Origin of the sequence: Blastomonas fulva (assembly GCF_003431825.1) — a bacterium.
Taxonomy (GTDB): domain Bacteria; phylum Pseudomonadota; class Alphaproteobacteria; order Sphingomonadales; family Sphingomonadaceae; genus Blastomonas; species Blastomonas fulva.
This window is the reverse complement of record NZ_CP020083.1, coordinates 3,884,215-3,902,463: the sequence shown is the minus strand read 5'-3', so window position 1 is coordinate 3,902,463 and position 18,249 is coordinate 3,884,215. Positions and strand designations below refer to the sequence as shown.

Here is an 18,249-nt window from a genome sequence, read left to right as displayed (position 1 = left end):
GATTCGATTTATCGTCAATCAATAATATCGAAAAACGATATTGCGTGTTGATGCCAATGTCTCGGCAGGCGCGATTTCGGACCGCATGGTCATCCCTCTGTGGAAGAGTTCCGCAGCGCTGTTCTCTCCCCTCCCGCATGCGGGAGGGGCAGGCTCAGCTTGCTGAGCTGGGGTGGGCCTGTAGAGACAAGCGACTGTTCAGGCCCACCCCCGGCCTTCGGCCACCCCTCCCGCCTGCGGGAGGGGAGAGCGGTCGCGCTGTCTCTCGCCGCTCCACCCCCGACGCGCTAGTTGTTGCGCCGCAGCAAGGCATCAGCTATGGGCGCGGCGAGAGTGGCGTGCCGGACGGCGTGCCCCGGCAATCCCCTGACACAGGCTTTCTTTCATGTCCCTTCGCAATATCGCCATCATCGCGCACGTCGATCATGGCAAGACCACCCTTGTTGACCAGCTTTTCCGCCAATCGGGCACCTTCCGCGACAACCAGCGCGTCGAAGAGCGCGCGATGGATTCGAACGATCTCGAAAAAGAACGCGGCATCACCATTCTGGCCAAGTGCACCTCGATCGAATGGGACGACCAGCAGGGCAACCTGACCCGCGTCAACATCGTCGATACCCCGGGCCACGCCGATTTCGGCGGCGAAGTGGAACGCATCCTCTCGATGGTCGATGGCGTGATCCTGCTCGTCGACGCTGCCGAAGGCGCGATGCCGCAGACCAAGTTCGTCACCGGCAAGGCGCTGGCTCTGGGCCTCAAGCCCATCGTCGTCGTCAACAAGATCGACCGTCCCGATGGCCGCCCGCAGGAAGTGCTCGACGAAGTGTTCGACCTGTTCGTGTCATTGGAAGCCAATGACGAGCAGCTCGATTTCCCCGTGCTGTTCGCCTCGGGCCGCAACGGCTATTGCGGCGACACGCCCGAAGTGCGCGAAGGCACGCTCGAGCCCTTGTTCAAGAAGATCGTCGAGCATGTCCCCGCACCGTCGGCGGATCCCGATGGTCCGTTCAAGTTCCTCGTCACCTTGCTCGACCGCGACAACTTCCTTGGCCGTATCCTCACCGGTCTGGTGTTCTCGGGCTCGGTCAAGACCAACCAGCAGATCCACGCGCTCGATCCCGATGGCAACATCGTCGAGACCGGTCGTGCATCCAAGATCATGGCGTTCCGCGGTCTTGAGCGCGTTCCCGTCGACGTCGCCAATGCCGGCGACATCATCTCGATCGCGGGTCTGACCACCGCGACGGTTGCCAACACCATCTGCGAGCCGACCGTGACCGAGCCGCTGCACGCGCAGCCGATCGATCCGCCGACCCTGTCGATGCGCTTTGCGGTGAACGACAGCCCGTTTGCGGGCCGCGAGGGCACCAAGGTGACCAGCCGCATGATCCGTGATCGCCTGATGCGCGAAGCCGAATCGAACGTCGCGATCAAGATCACCGAATCGGCGGACAAGGACAGCTTCGAGGTTGCCGGTCGCGGCGAACTGCAGCTGGGCGTGCTCATCGAGACGATGCGCCGCGAAGGCTTCGAGCTCGGCATCTCGCGTCCGCGCGTGCTGTTCGGCGAAGACGAAAGCGGATCGCGCACCGAGCCTTACGAAACCGTCGTCATCGACGTGGATGACGAGCATTCGGGCACGGTCGTCGAGAAGATGGCGCAGCGCAAGGCCGAGATGACCGACATGCGTCCCTCGGGTGGCGGCAAGACCCGCATCACCTTCAGCGCACCCTCGCGCGGCCTGATCGGCTATCACGGCGAGTTCCTGTCGGACACCCGCGGCACCGGCATCATGAACCGGCTGTTCGAAAAGTATGGTCCCTACAAGGGCCAGATCACCGGTCGCCAGCTCGGCGTGCTGATCTCGAACGGCACCGGCGACACCGTGGGCTATGCGCTCAACGCTCTGGAAGAGCGCGGCGTGCTGTTCCTCGGATCGGGCGTGCCGGTCTATGAAGGCATGATCATCGGCGAGAACGCCAAGCCCGATGACCTTGAAGTCAACCCGATGAAGTCGAAGCAGCTGACTAACTTCCGTTCGACCGGCAAGGACGACGCCATCCGCCTCACTCCGCCGCGCATGATGAGCCTGGAACAGGCCATCGCGTACATCGACGACGATGAAATGGTGGAAGTGACCCCCAAGAACATCCGTCTGCGCAAGCGCTTCCTCGATCCGAACGAGCGCAAGAAGCAGAGCCGGAAGAAGGAAGCCGCGTAAGCGCGCTTCTGTCTCGGACACAAAAAGGGCCGGTGCAGCGATGCACCGGCCCTTTTTTTATGGCTGCGGGAGCCTCGCCCCTACCGAGCCAGCAGGATCCGCGCCTGGCTGGCGATCTGGGCCAGCATGGCGACGCTGGGGGCGGCGTCCATGCGGGCGCGGTCGACCAGGGTGCGGAACTGCTTGATGCGGGGCAGGTTGGCCTCGGTCCAGCCTGCGACATAATCCTGCGGATCGCTGCCCTTGGCGCGCTGGAGGAAATCGAGCCGCATCTGCTGGAAATCGCGCGCGAGGCCCGAGACCAGCAGCCGCTCCCAAGGATCGCTGGGCGACATGCGCGCGGCGGTCATCTGCGTCCAGTCGAGCCCCAACGTCGCGCCCAGATCGGCAAAGGCCTGGGTGAGCAGCATCGGGTCGGTGGCGCTGGTGCTGGCCAGATTGGCAAGCCCCGCCGCGCCGTCCAGCCCGGTCAGCCGCACGATGTGCGCGGCGTGGACGGAGGATGCGCCCTGGCCGACCAGATCCTGCGCCTGACGCGCCGCCTGCAGCCGCGCTTCGGCATTGAGCAGATTGTCCATCTGCGCGATCAGCGCATCCACCCCGGGCTTGAGCGCGGCGACGATCGCGCCGGGCATCAGGCCGTCGGCGCTGGCGCGCAGCACATCCGCGATGTGGACCCGCACGATGTTGGCGGTGGCATCGAACAGCATCAGGCGAACCTGCTCGTCCATCTCGGCATGGTCGAACTCGGCCCAGATCGCAGGCAGCGCGAACAGCCGTTCGGCCGCGATGAAGGCGCAGGCGACATCGCCCAGCGTGCAGCCTTCCTCCTCGGCCAGCTCGAACGGGTGGATCAGCCCCAGCCGGTTGATCATGCGGTTGGCCAGCTTGGTGGCGATGATCTCGCCGCGCAGCTGGTGCTGCATCAGAACATCGCCATAGGCCTCGCGCATCTGCGGCGGGAAGGCGGCGAGCAGCTCGGGCCGCATCGTGGGATCATCGGCGAGCGGAATGCGCTCGATTGCGTCCTGCAGCGTCAGCTTGGCGGTGGAGAGCACGACGGCGAGCTCGGGCCGGGTGAGGCCATGGCCCTCCTGCGCGCGGCGCTTGAGCGTGGCATTGTCGGCCAGGCCCTCGACCTTGCGGTCGAGCCGGCCCTGTTCCTCGAAATGCTCGATCAGCCGGATATACGAGGGCAGGGCCTTGACCCCGGCACGCTCGGCGATGGAGAGACCCAGCGCCTGCAGTCGGTTGTCCTCGAGCACCAGCATCGAGACATCGTCGGTCATCGAGGCAAGCAGCGCGTTGCGCGAAGGCTCGTCGAGCAGCCCGGCGCGCATGACAGCAGCGAGGCCGATCTTGATGTTGACCTCGTTGTCCGAGCAATCGACGCCCGCGGAATTGTCGATGAAATCGGTGTTGATCCGTCCGCCCAGCATCGAGAAGGCGATGCGCGCGGCCTGGGTGACGCCAAGGTTGGCGCCTTCGCCGACAACCTTGCAGCGCAACTGCTCGGCGTTGATGCGAAGCTGGTCGTTGGAGGGATCGCCGACGTCGATGTTGTTCTCTGACGCGGCCTTGATGTAGGTGCCGATGCCGCCGAACCACAGCAGATCGACCTCGGCGCGCAGGATCGCGGAGATCAGCGCGGCCGGTTCGATCTCGTCGCCCTCGAGCCCCAGCATCGCCTTGACCTCGGCGGTCAGCGGGATCGATTTCATCGCACGCGGGAAGACGCCGCCGCCCTTGGAGATCAGCGCCTTTTCGTAATCGTCCCAGCTCGACCGGGGCAGGGCGAACATCCGCTGGCGCTCGGCCCAGCTTGCGGCTGCGTCGGGGTCGGGATCGAGGAAGATGTGGCGATGGTCGAACGCTGCGACCAGTTTGATCGATTTCGACAGCAGCATGCCGTTGCCGAACACGTCGCCCGACATGTCGCCGCAGCCTACGACGCGCACCGGATCGGACTGCACATCGACGCCCATTTCGGCAAAGTGGCGCTGGACCGAGACCCAGCCACCCTTGGCGGTGATGCCCATCGCCTTGTGGTCATAGCCCTGGCTTCCGCCCGAGGCGAACGCATCGCCCAGCCAGAAGTCGAACTCGGCGGCGATGGCATTGGCGGTGTCGGAGAAGGTCGCGGTGCCCTTGTCGGCGGCGACAACGAAATACGGGTCCTCGCCATCATGCACCACGACCTGCGCCGGGTGCATCACCTTGCCGTCGACGATGTTGTCGGTGATCGACAGCAATGTGCGGATGAAGGTCTTGTACGCGTCCTTGCCGCCGTTGAGCCAGCCTTCGCGGTCGGTCGCGGGATCGGGGAGCTGCTTGGGGAAGAAGCCGCCCTTGGCACCGGTCGGCACGATCACCGCGTTCTTGACGCGCTGTGCCTTCATCAGGCCGAGTACCTCGGTGCGGAAGTCGTCGCGCCGGTCGGACCAGCGCAGCCCGCCACGCGCCACGGGGCCGGCGCGCAGATGGATGCCCTCGACCTGCGGCGAATAGACGAACATCTCGCGCCAAGGCAGGGGCGCGGGCAGGCCCGGGACCTTGGCACTGTCGATCTTCATCACCATCGCCAGGCTTGCGGCAGGCGCAAAGGCATTGGTGCGCAGGATCGCCATCACCAGCGCGCGCACCATGCGCAGCAGCCGGTCGTCGTCGATCGCGGAGACCTGGGTGAGCCCGCTTGTGATCGCGGCGAGGTTCGCCTGGGTTGCCGCCTCGCGGTCCCCGGTGAACGCCGGATCGTGCCGCGCGATGAACAGCGCGATCAGCGCATGCGCGATGTCGGGCGCATCATGCAGCGCATCGACCACGGTGCCAATGCCATAGGGCAGCCCCGCCTGGCGCAGATAGCGATACCAGGCGCGTAGCCAGATCACCGCGCGCTGCTCAAGCCCGGTGGCGGCGATCAGCCGGTTGAACGGATCGTTCTCCGCCTTGCCTTCGAGCGTTCCCGAAATCGCCGCCTCGATCGCGCCCGCGCGCAGCATCAGCGATTCGGCATCGCCGGTCCCGCGCAGGTTCAGCAGGAAATCGTGGATATGGCCGCTATCGTCCGCGCCCAGCGCGGTGGGCACCTCTTCCAGCACGTCGAAGCCGAAATTCTCCAGCGCGGGCACGGTCTGCGACAGCGGAATCGCGCCGGTGAGGCTGTAGAGCTTGAGCCGCAGATGCTGCGCAGCATCGTCGGCGCGGCGGTACAGGCGCGCGCCGTGGCGCTCCGGGCTGTCCAGATCGCGCAGCCGGACGATATCGAGCGCGGCCTCCTTGGGTCCGCAATCGCTGCGATAGGCCATCGGGAACTGCGGTGCATAGCGGCTGGCGAGCGCTGCGGCGCGGCTGTCCTCGCCCAGCGCGATCAGCGCTTCCTCGACCGAAGGTTCCCAGCCGCGCACCATCGCGCGCAGCGCCGAATCGAGCGCGGCGTCATCGACCGCGGCGGCCCCGTCGCGCATGTCGATGACATAGCGGATCAGCGCGATCTCGCCGTCCTCGAGCGAGATCGACCAGCTCAGCGTCTTGCCGCCCGATGCTTCGAGCACCATCCGCTCGATCGCCTCGCGGCGGCCGGTGGAGACCTCGTCGCGCGGCAGCCAGGCGAACACGAACAGGTGGCGCCTGAGCGAGGATTGCACCGTCACCAGCTTGGAGCGGGGGCGGTCGGCGAGCGACATCGCGGTGAGCGCGACGCGCTCCAGGCTTTCGAGGCTGAACGCGATCAGCAGGTCGTGCGGCAGCGCGGTGAGCGCATGCGACAGCGCCTTGCCGGCATGGCCGTTGGGCGAAAAGCCGAACTTGTCCATCAGCAGCTTGAGATGCGCGCGCAGCACGGGGACGCGCTCGGGCGCGGCGGCAAGCGCGGCGCTGGTCCAGATGCCGCCATGCACCGACAACGCGGCGACGCGGCCATCCTCCCAGATCGGAAGGATGACGAGGTCCAGCGGCGCGCGGCGGTGCACGGTGGAGATGAAGTTGGACTTGATGATCAGCGGCGCGGCCTTGCCGCTTTCGAACCAGGCAAAGGCCTGGTCGAACGAATGCGCCGCGAGCAGCGGCTGGTCGTTGATCCGCGCGATGCCGAGCGGCGCCTCGGCGCTGCCATCGCGGCGATAGCGCAGATGCGCCAGCTGGGTCATGTTGCGATCGAGGAACCAGCGCAGCAATGCGGCGCCTTCGCCATCGGCCATCGCGGCGGCATCGGCGGCCATCGCCGCCTGCAGCATCGGCCAGTCGGTCACCGCCGCGCGGACGTCCGCCATTGCGCCCATCAGCGCGGTTTCCAGCGCCTTGCGCTGCCGGGCATCGGCGCGCTCGACTTCAAGATAGACCACCGATTCGCGACGTTCGCCCGGAGCCTCGTCGGTATAGATTTCGCTGAGCAGCCCATCGGCATCGCGGCGCAGCGCGACCACGGGGTGGATCACCCGGTCGATTGCCAGGCCGAAGCGCGAGATCGCCGCGGCAATCGAATCGACCAGAAACGGCATGTCGTCGTTGATGATCGCCAGCCGCATATGGCGGTGGCCGGTCTGGCCGGGGATCGATTCGATCGTCAGCACGGTGTCGGAAGACGGGCGACGGGCCATCGCGCGCAGCGCGAAATCGGCCGCCTCGCTGCACGCCGCGTCGTCAAATCCCTCATTCTCTCCGGGCAGCGCGCCCTTGAGGAACGCGTCGGCCAGCACCGCGCGCAATCTGGCGTGCTGCTGGGGATCGATCAGGGGGGTGGCATTGGAAGATACGCTGGAGCCCGCGTCCGCACCGGACGCTGCAATCGGGGTTTCGGCCATGTGTTCCTCGTGCCCGCGTGCGCGCTGTATTGCCGCATCTCTGCCGGGTCTGCTGCCTGCGGCTTATGCGCCAATCAACGCTGGTTCTCAAGCGCACAGCACGGGGGGACGGGCAAATGCGCGTAATTTTCTTTCGGTCAGTCGATTAAATGTTGCGGCCTCCGCATGGCGAGCCCGCGCGCCTATCGGGCGACGCGGCGCATCACCTTGTCGGCCAGCGGGTCGTCCTCGCCCACCATCCCGACGATGCCCAGCGCGCCGGCCTCGTCGCGCCGAGCCACCAGCACAACGAACTCCGCATCGCCGATATCCAGCGCGGCGAGCGGCGTCGGCGCACTGGAGCGCAGCCGCTGGCGGGTTTCCAGCTTGCGGCCGGCATCGCCTGTGCCGTCGTCCTTGGCGCGGCGCGCCTTGCGTTCCTGCTGCACGATCGCCTTGAGACCGCCGGGCTGCTGCGCCAGCATCTCGGCAAGGCCGCCGCGCGGAATATCGCGGCGCATCGCATGGCTGAGGACGCAGGCATATTCGGCCAGCCGCGTCTTGTCGTACTGCGCACCGAAGACCAGCTTGACCAGCGGGGTCATCGGCGCGCGCGCCTGGGCGGAAAGTCCGCTTTCGCTGAGCAGTTCGGCATAATCGTCCGGACGACCGCGCGCGGCGATGGCAAAGTCATAGGCACGGCCGATCGCGGCATATAGCGAGCTGCGCGAGCGTTCCTCGGTGGCCAGAGCCGCCTCGACATGCGCGCGGGCATAGTCCAGCAGATCGGCAAGCGCCGCATCGCCGCCGGGCATGTCGACCGCGGGGAAGGCATTGGCGATCTGCGCATCTGCCGAGCCGCCAAAGCCGACCTCGGCCAGGCCATCGTCCAGATCGGCAAACAGCGTGTAGCCATCGAGCGGCAGCGGCTCTTCGAACGCGCCCAGGTCCAGTTCGCCCGGGGCGAGGCTCTGCGCGGGATCGTCCTCCCACACCGGCAGCGCGGGCTTGCGCGGCGCCTGCTTGACCGCTTCGTCGATCTGCAGGATCAGCTCTTCGGTCAGCGTCTTGTCTGCCAGTTCCTTCCAGTTGATCACGCCATAGACAAAGTCGATGCTGTCATCGTCGGTGGAAAAGGGCAGCAGGATGCCGCGGTACATGATCGTCGAGCCACGATCGTTGATATATTCCGCCTCGAACCCGATCGGCGCCTGGTTGGCCAGGATCTGCATGTAATGGTCGGTGATTCGCGAAAGCAGCGAGCGGCCGGGGACCTCGTCGAGATAGGCGACGGCATCGTCGAGATTGCACTCGTCACGAAGCGCCTTGCCAATGAACGGGATGGCGGGATTTTCGATTCCGGAAGTGAAATCGAGCAGCACGCTGTTGGGACCGAAGTCCTCGATATTCTCCGGATCAAGATCCTCGATCGACGGAAATACGCGGTTTCCCAGCAGCTTGGCCCAATAGTTATAGGCACGCACATGCATGCGCCGCTCATCGCTGCCAAAGGACTGGGGCGGGTCCATCAGCGCTTCGTCATCGGTTTCGGCGGCTGCCGACGCAGACAGTGCGTCGTCTGCGTCGTCATGGCCGTTCATGCCATCGCGATATCCGCGCAGAGTATCCATTGATCGGTCCCAACCAGTTTTTCAGACCTGCAATGTGCCGCAAGGGAGTAAAGCTAGGGTTAACCGCGCGGTCACATTTCGCGCAACCTGCCGCCAGACCGCGCTCAGCCCGCAGCAGCACCGGCGCTGTCGCGCAGCGACCATCCAATACGGCCGGGAATGCAGCTGCGAACGCGGCTTGCATCCGGCCCAAGCTGCTGTTAACGGCACACCCGCACACCGGCCGGCACCCGCCGAGCCCAGCGCCGCTTTAGCTCAGTTGGTAGAGCACATCATTCGTAATGATGGGGTCACGTGTTCGAGTCACGTAAGCGGCACCACCACCTCTTCCCAAAACGTCCCAAAACGTTGATTTTCTGCGGGTTTCGAGCTATTTTGCTCGCGACTGGAATCTCGCTTTGTTCCAAATTGTGCCCCCAGATTTCGTTAATTTGGGGGCACAATTGGGGGCACTGCGACAGTAAAAAGCGTGGTGCCCCCAAATGTCCCTCAAAGCCGCAGAAATCAAAGGGTTTCAGCCGATTGATACCGTCTACCGCAAATCCGACGATAAAGGCCTCTATCTTGAGATTCGGCCGAACGGTTCGAAGCACTGGTTCGTGAAATACAGGATCCACGGATCCGAAAAGAGGTTGTCGCTTGGAAGCTGGCCTGAGGTGTCGCTAGCCGACGCACGCGAGCGCCGTGACGATGTCCGCAAAAAGATCAGGGCAGGCGATGATCCGCTGCATTCCCGCAAAATGGAGAAGATCAGGGCGCGCCTTTCGGCTGACAACAGCTTTCAGTCGGTTGCAGAGGACCTGATTGCAGTTCGGTTTGTTGCCAGCCAAAAGGCTGCGGCCACCATCGAGAAAGCACGCTGGTATCTCTCGCATCTTACGCCAACCATCGGTCCTCGTCCTATCGACGCGGTTGAGCCCGCAGAGCTGTTAGCTGTGCTCAAAAAGATCGAAAAGGCGGGCAAGCGCGAAACGGCGGTACGTACCAGGGCCTTCGCCAGCCGCGTTTTTCGGCACGGTGTCGCGATGGCATTATGCAAGCATGATCCGGCAGCAATGCTTGGTGGTGCACTGGCCACGCCAATTGTCACGCATCGTGCCGCACTGCTTGAGCCTCACCAACTCGGACAGGTACTTCGCGCTATCGATGAATATGCTGGCGGGATGGTCGTGAAGTTTGCGATGCAGCTTCTGCCGCACGTGTTCCTCCGTCCCGGTGAGTTACGATATGGCAAATGGCCCGAGGTCGACTTTGACGAGTCAGTCTGGCGCGTTCCTGCGGAGCGAACCAAGCTGCGTCGGCCGCACAGCGTACCGCTGTCACGGCAATCTCTTAAACTGCTCAAGGCGCTTCGCGAGCATACTGGCTGGCGAGAGTACATGTTCCCTGCCCAAAGCTCGCTCCAGAAACCGATGTGTGAGAATGCCATGAATGCCGCTTACCGCCGAATGGGGTTCGGGAAGGATGTGGTGACCTCCCACGGCTTCAGGGCAACGGCGAGCACGTTGTTGAACGAAAGCGGGAAATGGCATCCTGATGCAATCGAGCGGGCTCTTGCCCATGGACACAGCAATGCTGTTCGAGGTGCCTATGCCCGTGGACAGCACTGGGATGAGCGTGTTGCGATGGCTCAATGGTGGAGCGATTACCTGGATCAGATTTCTGTCGGTGCAGAGGTCGTTCCAATCATCAAAAGCGCAAGCCGCTGATTAAAGAGAACGCCAGGTTCACCGCTCGGGGGGTCGTGATCTTGAAGCCAGCTCAACGATGTGCCGCTGCCCGACCGATTGATCATTTCGCAGCCAACATAGGCGAGGTTTGGCTGTGACATGTCTGGAATTGGGCCGATCTGACATGTCTGGAAATGGGCCGGTTGGTGAATGGCAGGTTCCGGGCGGCGACTAGAGGAAAGCGGCCTTCCGATCTACCACTCGGCAACGGCAACCCTCGACGCAGAGCCGGTCTTTCACATCTGCGCTGATGAGCGTCCGGTCCTGACCGAAGCTGCCGCTCTGTCTGATCAAAGCAGGCGATCGGCCACGCGGCGATGTCGGCCGTTTTTCCCTGCCTCGCTGGAGAGTCCGAACGCCGTCATCCGTTCAGTTGCTCACCCGATGGCAGCTATGCGATTCTTGCACGCGCAGCTGCGAAGAGGGGTAGGCCCGTTGCTATTGTAATGTTCTCCCAGTTTGGCTCTGATTGCCAAAAGGGAGAGCGTTCTTGTCTTACTTCGACGTACCGATTCGGGGTTTTTGCTCGTGATCGTTGGCATAGATCTTGGTACCACCAATAGCGCTGCCGCGATCTGGAGGGATGGCGAAGCCGTCCTCGTGCCCAATAGCTTGGGAGACTATCTCACCCCATCCGCGGTCGCCTTGGCGGAGGATGCGAGCATCATCTCGGGGCTGGCGGCGAGGGAGCGTCAGGTGAACGAACCGTCGATGGCGCGAACATTATTTAAGCGCGCCATGGGAACGTCGGCACCGCTCCACCTGGGACAGGTGGAGTTCTCAGCCGAGGAACTGTCCGCTACGATCCTCCGCAGCCTAAAGGAGGACGTGGAACACTTCACCGGCGAGCGGGTGGACAAGGCCGTTATTACCGTTCCTGCGTATTTCAACGATAAGCAGCGGAAAGCGACCCGGCGAGCGGGGGAGCTGGCGGGTTTCTCAGTCGAAAGACTGATCAATGAGCCGACCGCCGCTGCCTTGGCCTATGGGATTCATGAGCTTGGCGTCGAGGAGCCGTTCTTGGTCTTCGACCTTGGGGGCGGCACGTTCGACGTTTCGGTGGTCGAGATCTTTGACGGAGTGATCGAGGTTCGATCGTCAGCTGGCGACAACCGATTGGGAGGCGAGGATTTTAACGGTGTGCTGATGGCCATTGTGGCGGAGCGCATACCCACTCTCAATTGGGAAGTCAGTGGCGACGCGGCGCTTCACGCTGTGCTGAGAGACGCTGCCGAACGTGCCCGGCGCAAGCTCAGCGAAAGCGACATGGCCACGTTTTCGCTGGTCTGGAACGATGAAAGACACATCGTGGATGTCACCAGCGCCGACTTTGAGCAGCGATGCGAGCCACTGTTGGCTCGTTTACGCGAGCCCGTGATCCGTTCGCTTAGGGACGGCCGCACCAAGGTTGAAGACCTCAGCGAAATCGTGATGGTCGGCGGGGCGACGCGTATGCCAGTGATCAGAAAGGCAGCCACCCGCATGTTTGGGCGGTTCCCGGCGACTCAAGTGCACCCCGACCATGCGGTAGCGCTCGGGGCCGCTATCCAAGGAGCGCTCAAGGGCAAGATGGCCGATCTGGAAGAGATTCGCCTGACTGATGTCTGCCCCTTCACACTAGGGGTCGCGACGACGGAACGCCTTCCGAACGGCACGTTCAAGCATGGCGTGTTCGCCCCTATCATCGAGCGGAACACGGTTATTCCGGCAAGCCGCGTCGAAACATTCGTGACCGTACAGAATGGACAACGCCGCCTCGAACTTGAAATCTACCAAGGCGAATCGCGCGCGGTGGAGGAGAATATTTTACTCGGCAAACTGGACGTGCCAGTGCCGTCGCAGCGCGCGGGCGAGGTCAGTGTGGATTGCCGCTTCACCTACGATGCCAGCGGGCTCCTGGAAGTCGACGTGACGGTTCCCACGACCGGAATTGCCCGGCAGATCGTCATTCTGGGGGACGACCACGAGGAAGATGCCGAAGCGTTCGCGAAGCGACGCGAGCGGCTTGCCCGCCTCAAGGTACATCCTCGCGAAGATGGCCTGAACGCGGCGCTACTGGCGCGCGCCCGCCGCTGTTACGAAGGATTCCTGGGAGATCAGCGGGCGCATGTGGGGTCGCTGTTGCTGCTTTTGGAAGGAGCCCTCGCGGGACAGGATCCGCACGACATTGCCGACGCCCGGGAAGAAGTGAAGCGCATATTGGACGACCTCGAAGGCGAGCGGTTTCTGTGAGCCTTGCCGACGACTGGCAGGTGCTGGGCATCGTGCCGACGGATGATCGCCGCGAGATCAAGCGAGCTTACAGCGGCGCCTTGAAGGGCATCGATGTCGATGCGGATCCGGCGTCCTTCATCCGCCTGCGTCAGGCGCTGGAAAACGCTCTTGAATGGGGTGTGGACACGCCCTGGTGGGACGAGGAAGCCGCGGAGGCGATCACGCCAGCTCTGATAGAGGAAGAACCTCTAGCGGACGATGAGCTTGATGCGGAAGAATGGGCGGTGGATGAGCAGTGGGAAGGCCCTTCTGACCAGTGGCGTTTGCCCCCTCCGATTTGCGAAGGTGAGCTTGGAAAGGCCATGTCCCAGCTCGATCTGCTGCTTTTCGAACTGCAGGGGGATCCCGCCGAAATAGCGCGGCTGGGCCATGAGATCCTTGGCAGCAAGGAACTGGAGCATGTCGATACCGCTTCGGCAACGGACGAGTGGATGGCAGACACGATCGCTGCCGCCATCCCAGCCTCGGACCCGTTGATTTCCCCCTCCATCAAGCACTTCGGCTGGGATCGGGCGCAAAGCTCGCGGGCAAGCTATGCCGTGCGAGCCGTCCTTGACCGGGAAGAGGATCGCCGGAGCTTGGCGGCGTTCGCCAAACCTTCACATCCCCACCACCGGGCATTTCAAGAGCTTCGCGGCTCCGGGCGCACGCGCGTAAGCCTTTTCCAAGAGCCACTGGTGAACGACGTCGCCGACTTCCTAGCGGTTGTCCGCACTTGGCACCCGACCATAGAGAAAGACCTGGCCGGGCCCAATTTCGATTGGTGGCAGGGTTACCTCGCGTCCAGGCGGCTGCCGCTTCACTTCTGGAAACTGATGATTGCCGGGTCCTTCTTGCTGGGATTTACGGCCCTAGTCCTTTTGCCGAAGGGCATGGGCGGGGCGGCCATACCACTGGTCGTTCTCGGCTCGATATCGCTGTCGTATGCTCTCATCCGCGGCGCAATGGAGCTTCGGCGCATCGCACGCCGCCTGCACGACCAACAAGGGCCAAATGGTATCTACGCGCATCTGCCCTTGCTAAGCGCCTCCGTGTTCGGCTCGCCCCTGCTGTTAGCCGCCGTCCCTTCGGGGACCGTTCAATTGATCCTCTCGCTCGTGCTATCGGCCTCTCTTGCCGTATTGATCTACCTACGGTGTGCGCCGCCTCAATGGGATGACGCGGCTACCCGGTGGAGCCGCTCCCGGTTCCCAATAGGGGCCGGCATTGTATCGATATGCATCCTCTTCGAGGTGAACCGGGGTCTGGCGCTCCAGCTTGTGGCCCCGCTGGCGCTGTGCTGCTGGTTCGGTGAGCGGGGATGGCACCCGTGGGCCCAATTCATTGACGATGCTCCTCCCCGCAAGCGCGTGATGTTGTACGCGCTGGCATTCGGGACCATCATGTTGGGTGCCACTGTCGTGATCATTGGCGTCTCGGCCGATCCATCCCCGATGCTCCTCGTGTGCGTCCCGCTCGCCATTCTCCTCCAGCACCTGGTTCTCGCCGCAACTCCCGCTTACTTTGCCTGGATTGAGTGGCCCCTGCGTGTCGTAGCTGTCCTGTTCTACTGGACCGTGCCGGTGTTCAGGGAAGAAACCGGCGATGGGCTTGGTAGGTTTACGCTGGCCGCGATGCTTTACCTCGTTCTCTTTTGTCTAGTAAAGATCGTCGCAAGATTGCTTCAGTGGTTTCGACCAGCAATTTAATTGTTAAACGTCAGACGTCAGCAGGGCCGTGATTCAGCTGGCAACACCTCAAGAAGTTTGCACATGCCAACGCAGACGGGCCGCTTCCAGATAACCTTGCCCGTTTAGTGAGGTCACACGACCATGATCGCCAACGGCGAGCTCCTGTCAGAAGTCACCGTTCAACCCCTGCGGCTGAAATGATGAGTAATTCCCAACTCCGGAAGATCAAAAAATGGGCCGGTTGTTGAATGACGGGTCCTGGCCACAAAATGGCTAAAGCCGCATGTCAGCTTTCAGCCAGCCGCCGCATTGCATCCCATCGCCGCACTTGGGTAGCTTTCTGGCAATATTAGTTTTCTGGAGATTCTAAGCAGAATATCTTGCCATTCCTCTCCGTGTTCGGTGCCGTTACAACCTCGATACGCACCGCATTGATCGAGCCATCTGAATTCACGACTGGTTCTCGCATTGTTCGCGATTTCACAGAGATTTGGGTCGCATTGCAGGCCTCTACAATCAGGTCATCGTCGCTGATCCAATGGGCCTTGAGCCGTGTGTTCGTTGCTTCCACCGCAACACCAGGGTCGGTAAGCGTGCCACCCTCTCTATTTTGCAGGGACAAACGGCTATGGTCGCTGCAGCATGCGGCACTGCCCTTGTATTCAGCTACTGCATCCAAACGGCCGCTTGGCGATTTGGTGGTGCTTTCAGCTTCCCATTTTCCGCAAGCGGTCAGAGTTAACACAACAACGAAAAGAGCGAGCAGTTTGGTGGGCATGCCAAACCAATAGTCGTTGAGCCAATGACCACAAAGGGGTCGCAAGCCGAAAGGCAGATTTTTTCGATCCGTCACAATTTCCTGCCGTTCAGGAACCGACCCCATTCGAGACATCAAAGATTGTTTGCGCACGCTCGTGCAACCGGCATACTGAAGATGCCAATGATTGAGATCTATGTTATCCGCCACGGTGAAACGGAATGGAACGCTCAGGGCCGTTTCCAAGGAAAGCTGGACTCTATCCTCACCAATACCGGCGCAAAGCAAGCCGAGGCGGTAGGTAAACGCCTCGCAAAGTTAGACCTCTCAGTCGATCTATTCGTCACCAGCCCTCTTGGCAGAACACGTCAGACCGCAACGATCATTGCAGGTTCGGCACATCTTCCTGCTGCCCAATGTGATGACCGTCTCGCTGAGGTGTCGTTAGGCTCATGGGATGGTTTGACGCACATCGACATCGACGCCCAGTAGCCCGGGTTGCTCGATGGCTCCACACCATTCGACTGGTTTTTCAAGTCACCCGATGGCGAGAGCTATGACTCCGCGCTCAAGAGAGCCGAATGCTGGCTGGAAGAACGGCAAGGCGTAACCGTCGCTGTAACTCACGGGTTGATTAGCCGGATTATCCGAGGCGCCTACAGCGGGCTGTCCCAGACAGATGCATTGAGCCTGCCGGTCCCTCAGGACGTTATCTGGAAACTCTCCAGCGGTCGGATTGAGCCCGTCTTTGTCGATTGAACATCAGCCGCATAACCGGTGCGCCAAGCTGAAAGCCGACATTTCGCTTTCCACCCACAAACAGTCGTTCGCGTAGGATCGGCGCGGGGCCAGAGCACGAACCCGCTTCGCGGGAGAGTCGCTTGGGGTGACGTAGCGTAGTATTGTTGAGGCTTTGAGAGCGGCGAAGTCGCTTGTGAGGGTGGAGTTCCTTCAACGGAAAGGAACGCACCATGGATACCATCACTACCGCTGCCCCGAACAATGCCTTGCGCGAGCGTATGTTGCAGGACATGACGATGCGTAGCTTTGGGGAGCACACGCAGAAGGACTATATCCGGCACGTCCGGTCATTTGCCGCGTTTCTCGGCCGACCACCCGATACGGCCACGATCGAAGACCTCCGGCGCTATCAGATCGCTCAGCATGAGCGTGCCATCAGTCCAGCAACCATCAACGGGGCTGTATCGGCATTGCGTTTCCTGTTCGGTATAACCCTCAAGCGGCCGGAGATGGCACTGGGACTTGTTGTCGTTCGCTGCACACCCAAGCTGCGCGAGGTTCTGAGCGTCGAGGAGGCTGCGCGGCTGATCGAGGCTGCACCGGGCATCAAGTACAAGGCAGCGTTCGGCGTGGCCTATGGCGCGGGTCTGCGCGTGTCCGAGATTGCCCACCTGAAGGTTGACGATATCGACAGCACGCGCATGCTGATCCGGGTCGAGCAGGGCAAGGGGCGCAAGGATCGTAACGCCATGCTCTCGCCGCATCTGCTGGATCTGCTTCGGCAATGGTGGCGTGAAGGCAAGCGGCGCGGGGTCATGTTACCGCACGGCTGGTTATTCCCGGGGCGCAGTTGCACCGACCCGATCTCGGCACGCCAGTTGCACCGCGCCGTGCATGAGGCGGCTGAGTTCGCCGGGATCCGCAAACGCGTGAGCCCGCATACCCTGCGCCACAGCTTTGCCACTCACCTGCTCGAGCAGGATGTCGACATCCGCGTGATCCAGGTCCTGCTTGGGCACACCAAGATCGGTACCACCGCCATCTACACCAAGGTATCGACCAGGACGATGCAGGCGGTGGCGAGCCCGCTCGACCGCATCTTCAGCCTGATGGAAGGCCCCAAGCGAACGGCATCGCCGCCCGGTTGAACCGGTGCGCACCTCGATCGAGGTCGCCGACATCTTGCGGAGTGCCGGGCCCGCGTATCGCGCAGCCCATGCCGGCCATCTGAGCCTCGGCCAGCTCAAGGTCATGACGGCGATCGAGACCTGCCGCACCGCAGCCCTTGGCGGTCACGTCGAGGCCTGCGACGACTGCGGGCACTGGCGGATCGCCTACAACTCCTGCCGCAACCGGCATTGCCCCAAGTGCCAGGGTGCGGCGGCGCGCACCTGGCTGGCCGCGCGCGAGGCCGATCTGCTGCCCGTGGGATACTTCCACGTCGTGTTCACGCTGCCGGCCGAGGTCGCGGATATCGCGTGGCAGAACAAGGCGGTGGTCTATGACCTGCTGTTCCGCGCGGCTGCGGACACGATGCTGACCATCGCCGCCGATCCCAGGCACCTCGGCGCGCGCGTCGGCATCACCGCCGTATTGCATACGTGGGGATCGGCACTGACCCATCACCCGCATGTGCACATGATCGTGCCCGGCGGGGGTATCACGCCAGACGGCAAGCGGTGGGTCTCGTCGCGCCCGGCGTTCCTTCTACCAGTGCGTGTGCTGGGCGCATTGTTCCGCCGGCTGTTCCTCACCCGGCTGCTGGCATTGTACGATGCCGGCAAGCTGGCCTTCTTCAACACCTTGGCGGGCCTCGCGACACGCAAGGTCTTCCTCCGGCATCTGTCGCCGATCCGGAAGAAGCGCTGGGTGGTCTACGCCAAACCGCCTTTTGCCGGGCCGCAGGCGGTGCTGGCCTATCTCTCGCGCTACACCCACCGCGTCGCCATCTCGAACCAGCGGCTCCTTGCCTTCGACGATGCCAGCGTGACGTTCCGTTACAAGGATTACCGTCGCAGCGGGGCTGAACGCCAGCAGGTCATGACGCTGGCGACGGACGAGTTCATCCGCCGCTTCCTGATCCACGTCCTGCCGCGCGGCTTCCATCGCATCCGGCATTACGGCCTGCTCGCCAGTTCGACGCACAAGGACGCCATGGCGCTCGCCCGCAGTCTCCTGGGGGGCGCTGCGCCGGTCGAGGAGCCCGAACCGGAAGAACCGCCCGACCATCGCCCGCCATGCCCATGCTGCGGCGGGCACATGACCATCATCGAGACCTTTGCCCGTTGCTACCAACCGCGTGCACCGCCACCCCCAGTATCCTCGGCCCGGAGACACGCGCCATGATCCGGCATGGCTCGCCCTGCACGACGGTCGGACCCATGGTGTCCCGACCGATGACCCAGCGCGTGCCCATCCCGGATTTAAGCCGGGCGCAGGGCACACTG

10 protein-coding genes and 1 tRNA gene are annotated in these 18,249 nt (G+C 62.9%); 8 read left to right on the top strand and 3 right to left on the bottom strand.

Going from position 1 to position 18,249, the window contains the following annotated elements; translation table 11 throughout:
• The first annotated feature begins 385 nt into the window (after positions 1-385).
• The gene (gene typA, locus B5J99_RS18330) at positions 386-2,221 is read left to right on the top strand and encodes a translational GTPase TypA (protein WP_054134519.1); all 1,836 of its coding nucleotides are present in this window, start codon (positions 386-388) and stop codon (positions 2,219-2,221) included.
• Between the two features lie 80 nt (positions 2,222-2,301).
• On the opposite strand, the gene B5J99_RS18325 is transcribed toward typA, so the two are convergent.
• Positions 2,302-7,020 (bottom strand): NAD-glutamate dehydrogenase, encoded by a 4,719-nt coding sequence (locus tag B5J99_RS18325; RefSeq protein ID WP_117353239.1) that lies wholly within the window; start codon positions 7,018-7,020, stop codon positions 2,302-2,304.
• A gap of 182 nt (positions 7,021-7,202) precedes the next feature.
• Entirely contained in the window at positions 7,203-8,630 is a 1,428-nt protein-coding gene (locus B5J99_RS18320; RefSeq protein ID WP_211337850.1) for a PAS domain-containing protein, read from the bottom strand.
• 244 nt (positions 8,631-8,874) lie between these two features.
• On the opposite strand from B5J99_RS18320, the gene B5J99_RS18315 reads away from it, so the two are divergent.
• The 4 genes from B5J99_RS18315 (at position 8,875) to B5J99_RS18300 (ending at position 14,322) form a co-directional block, all read left to right on the top strand.
• A tRNA-Thr gene (locus tag B5J99_RS18315) sits at positions 8,875-8,950 on the top strand.
• A 162-nt stretch (positions 8,951-9,112) separates the two neighbouring features.
• A complete protein-coding gene (locus B5J99_RS18310; RefSeq protein WP_117353238.1) occupies positions 9,113-10,339 on the top strand; it encodes a tyrosine-type recombinase/integrase in 1,227 nt (408 codons plus the stop codon).
• Positions 10,340-10,888: 549 nt separating this feature from the next.
• Entirely contained in the window at positions 10,889-12,592 is a 1,704-nt protein-coding gene (locus B5J99_RS18305; RefSeq protein ID WP_117353610.1) for an Hsp70 family protein, read from the top strand.
• Positions 12,589-14,322 (top strand): hypothetical protein, encoded by a 1,734-nt coding sequence (locus B5J99_RS18300; protein WP_117353237.1) that lies wholly within the window; start codon positions 12,589-12,591, stop codon positions 14,320-14,322. Before B5J99_RS18305 ends, B5J99_RS18300 begins: the two co-directional genes overlap by 4 nt.
• 331 nt (positions 14,323-14,653) lie before the next feature.
• Here the strand turns inward: B5J99_RS18300 and B5J99_RS19625 are convergent, their stop codons facing one another.
• Positions 14,654-15,187: a hypothetical protein gene (locus B5J99_RS19625; protein WP_162892666.1), complete on the bottom strand. Its 534-nt coding sequence runs from the start codon at positions 15,185-15,187 to the stop codon at positions 14,654-14,656.
• A gap of 57 nt (positions 15,188-15,244) precedes the next feature.
• Here B5J99_RS19625 and B5J99_RS19710 point away from each other — a divergent pair, with 57 nt between their 5' ends.
• From B5J99_RS19710 to B5J99_RS18285, 3 genes are all read left to right on the top strand, one after another.
• A complete protein-coding gene (locus B5J99_RS19710) occupies positions 15,245-15,553 on the top strand; it encodes a histidine phosphatase family protein (protein ID WP_211337849.1) in 309 nt (102 codons plus the stop codon).
• A 479-nt stretch (positions 15,554-16,032) separates the two neighbouring features.
• Positions 16,033-16,950: a tyrosine-type recombinase/integrase gene (locus tag B5J99_RS18290; protein WP_054135460.1), complete on the top strand. Its 918-nt coding sequence runs from the start codon at positions 16,033-16,035 to the stop codon at positions 16,948-16,950.
• Between the two features lie 4 nt (positions 16,951-16,954).
• The gene (locus B5J99_RS18285; RefSeq protein ID WP_054135461.1) at positions 16,955-18,148 is read left to right on the top strand and encodes an IS91 family transposase; all 1,194 of its coding nucleotides are present in this window, start codon (positions 16,955-16,957) and stop codon (positions 18,146-18,148) included.
• Positions 18,149-18,249: the final 101 nt, after the last annotated feature.

Bases quoted from the DNA above. Each gene is read 5' to 3' on its own strand.
- typA (WP_054134519.1), top strand. From the start codon at position 386: ATGTCCCTTCGCAATATCGCCATCATCGCGCACGTCGATCATGGCAAG.
- B5J99_RS18325 (WP_117353239.1), bottom strand. From the start codon at position 7,020: ATGGCCGAAACCCCGATTGCAGCGTCCGGTGCGGACGCGGGCTCCAGC.
- B5J99_RS18320 (WP_211337850.1), bottom strand. From the start codon at position 8,630: ATGGATACTCTGCGCGGATATCGCGATGGCATGAACGGCCATGACGAC.
- B5J99_RS18310 (WP_117353238.1), top strand. From the start codon at position 9,113: ATGTCCCTCAAAGCCGCAGAAATCAAAGGGTTTCAGCCGATTGATACC.
- B5J99_RS19625 (WP_162892666.1), bottom strand. From the start codon at position 15,187: ATGGGGTCGGTTCCTGAACGGCAGGAAATTGTGACGGATCGAAAAAAT.
- B5J99_RS19710 (WP_211337849.1), top strand. From the start codon at position 15,245: ATGATTGAGATCTATGTTATCCGCCACGGTGAAACGGAATGGAACGCT.
- B5J99_RS18290 (WP_054135460.1), top strand. From the start codon at position 16,033: ATGGATACCATCACTACCGCTGCCCCGAACAATGCCTTGCGCGAGCGT.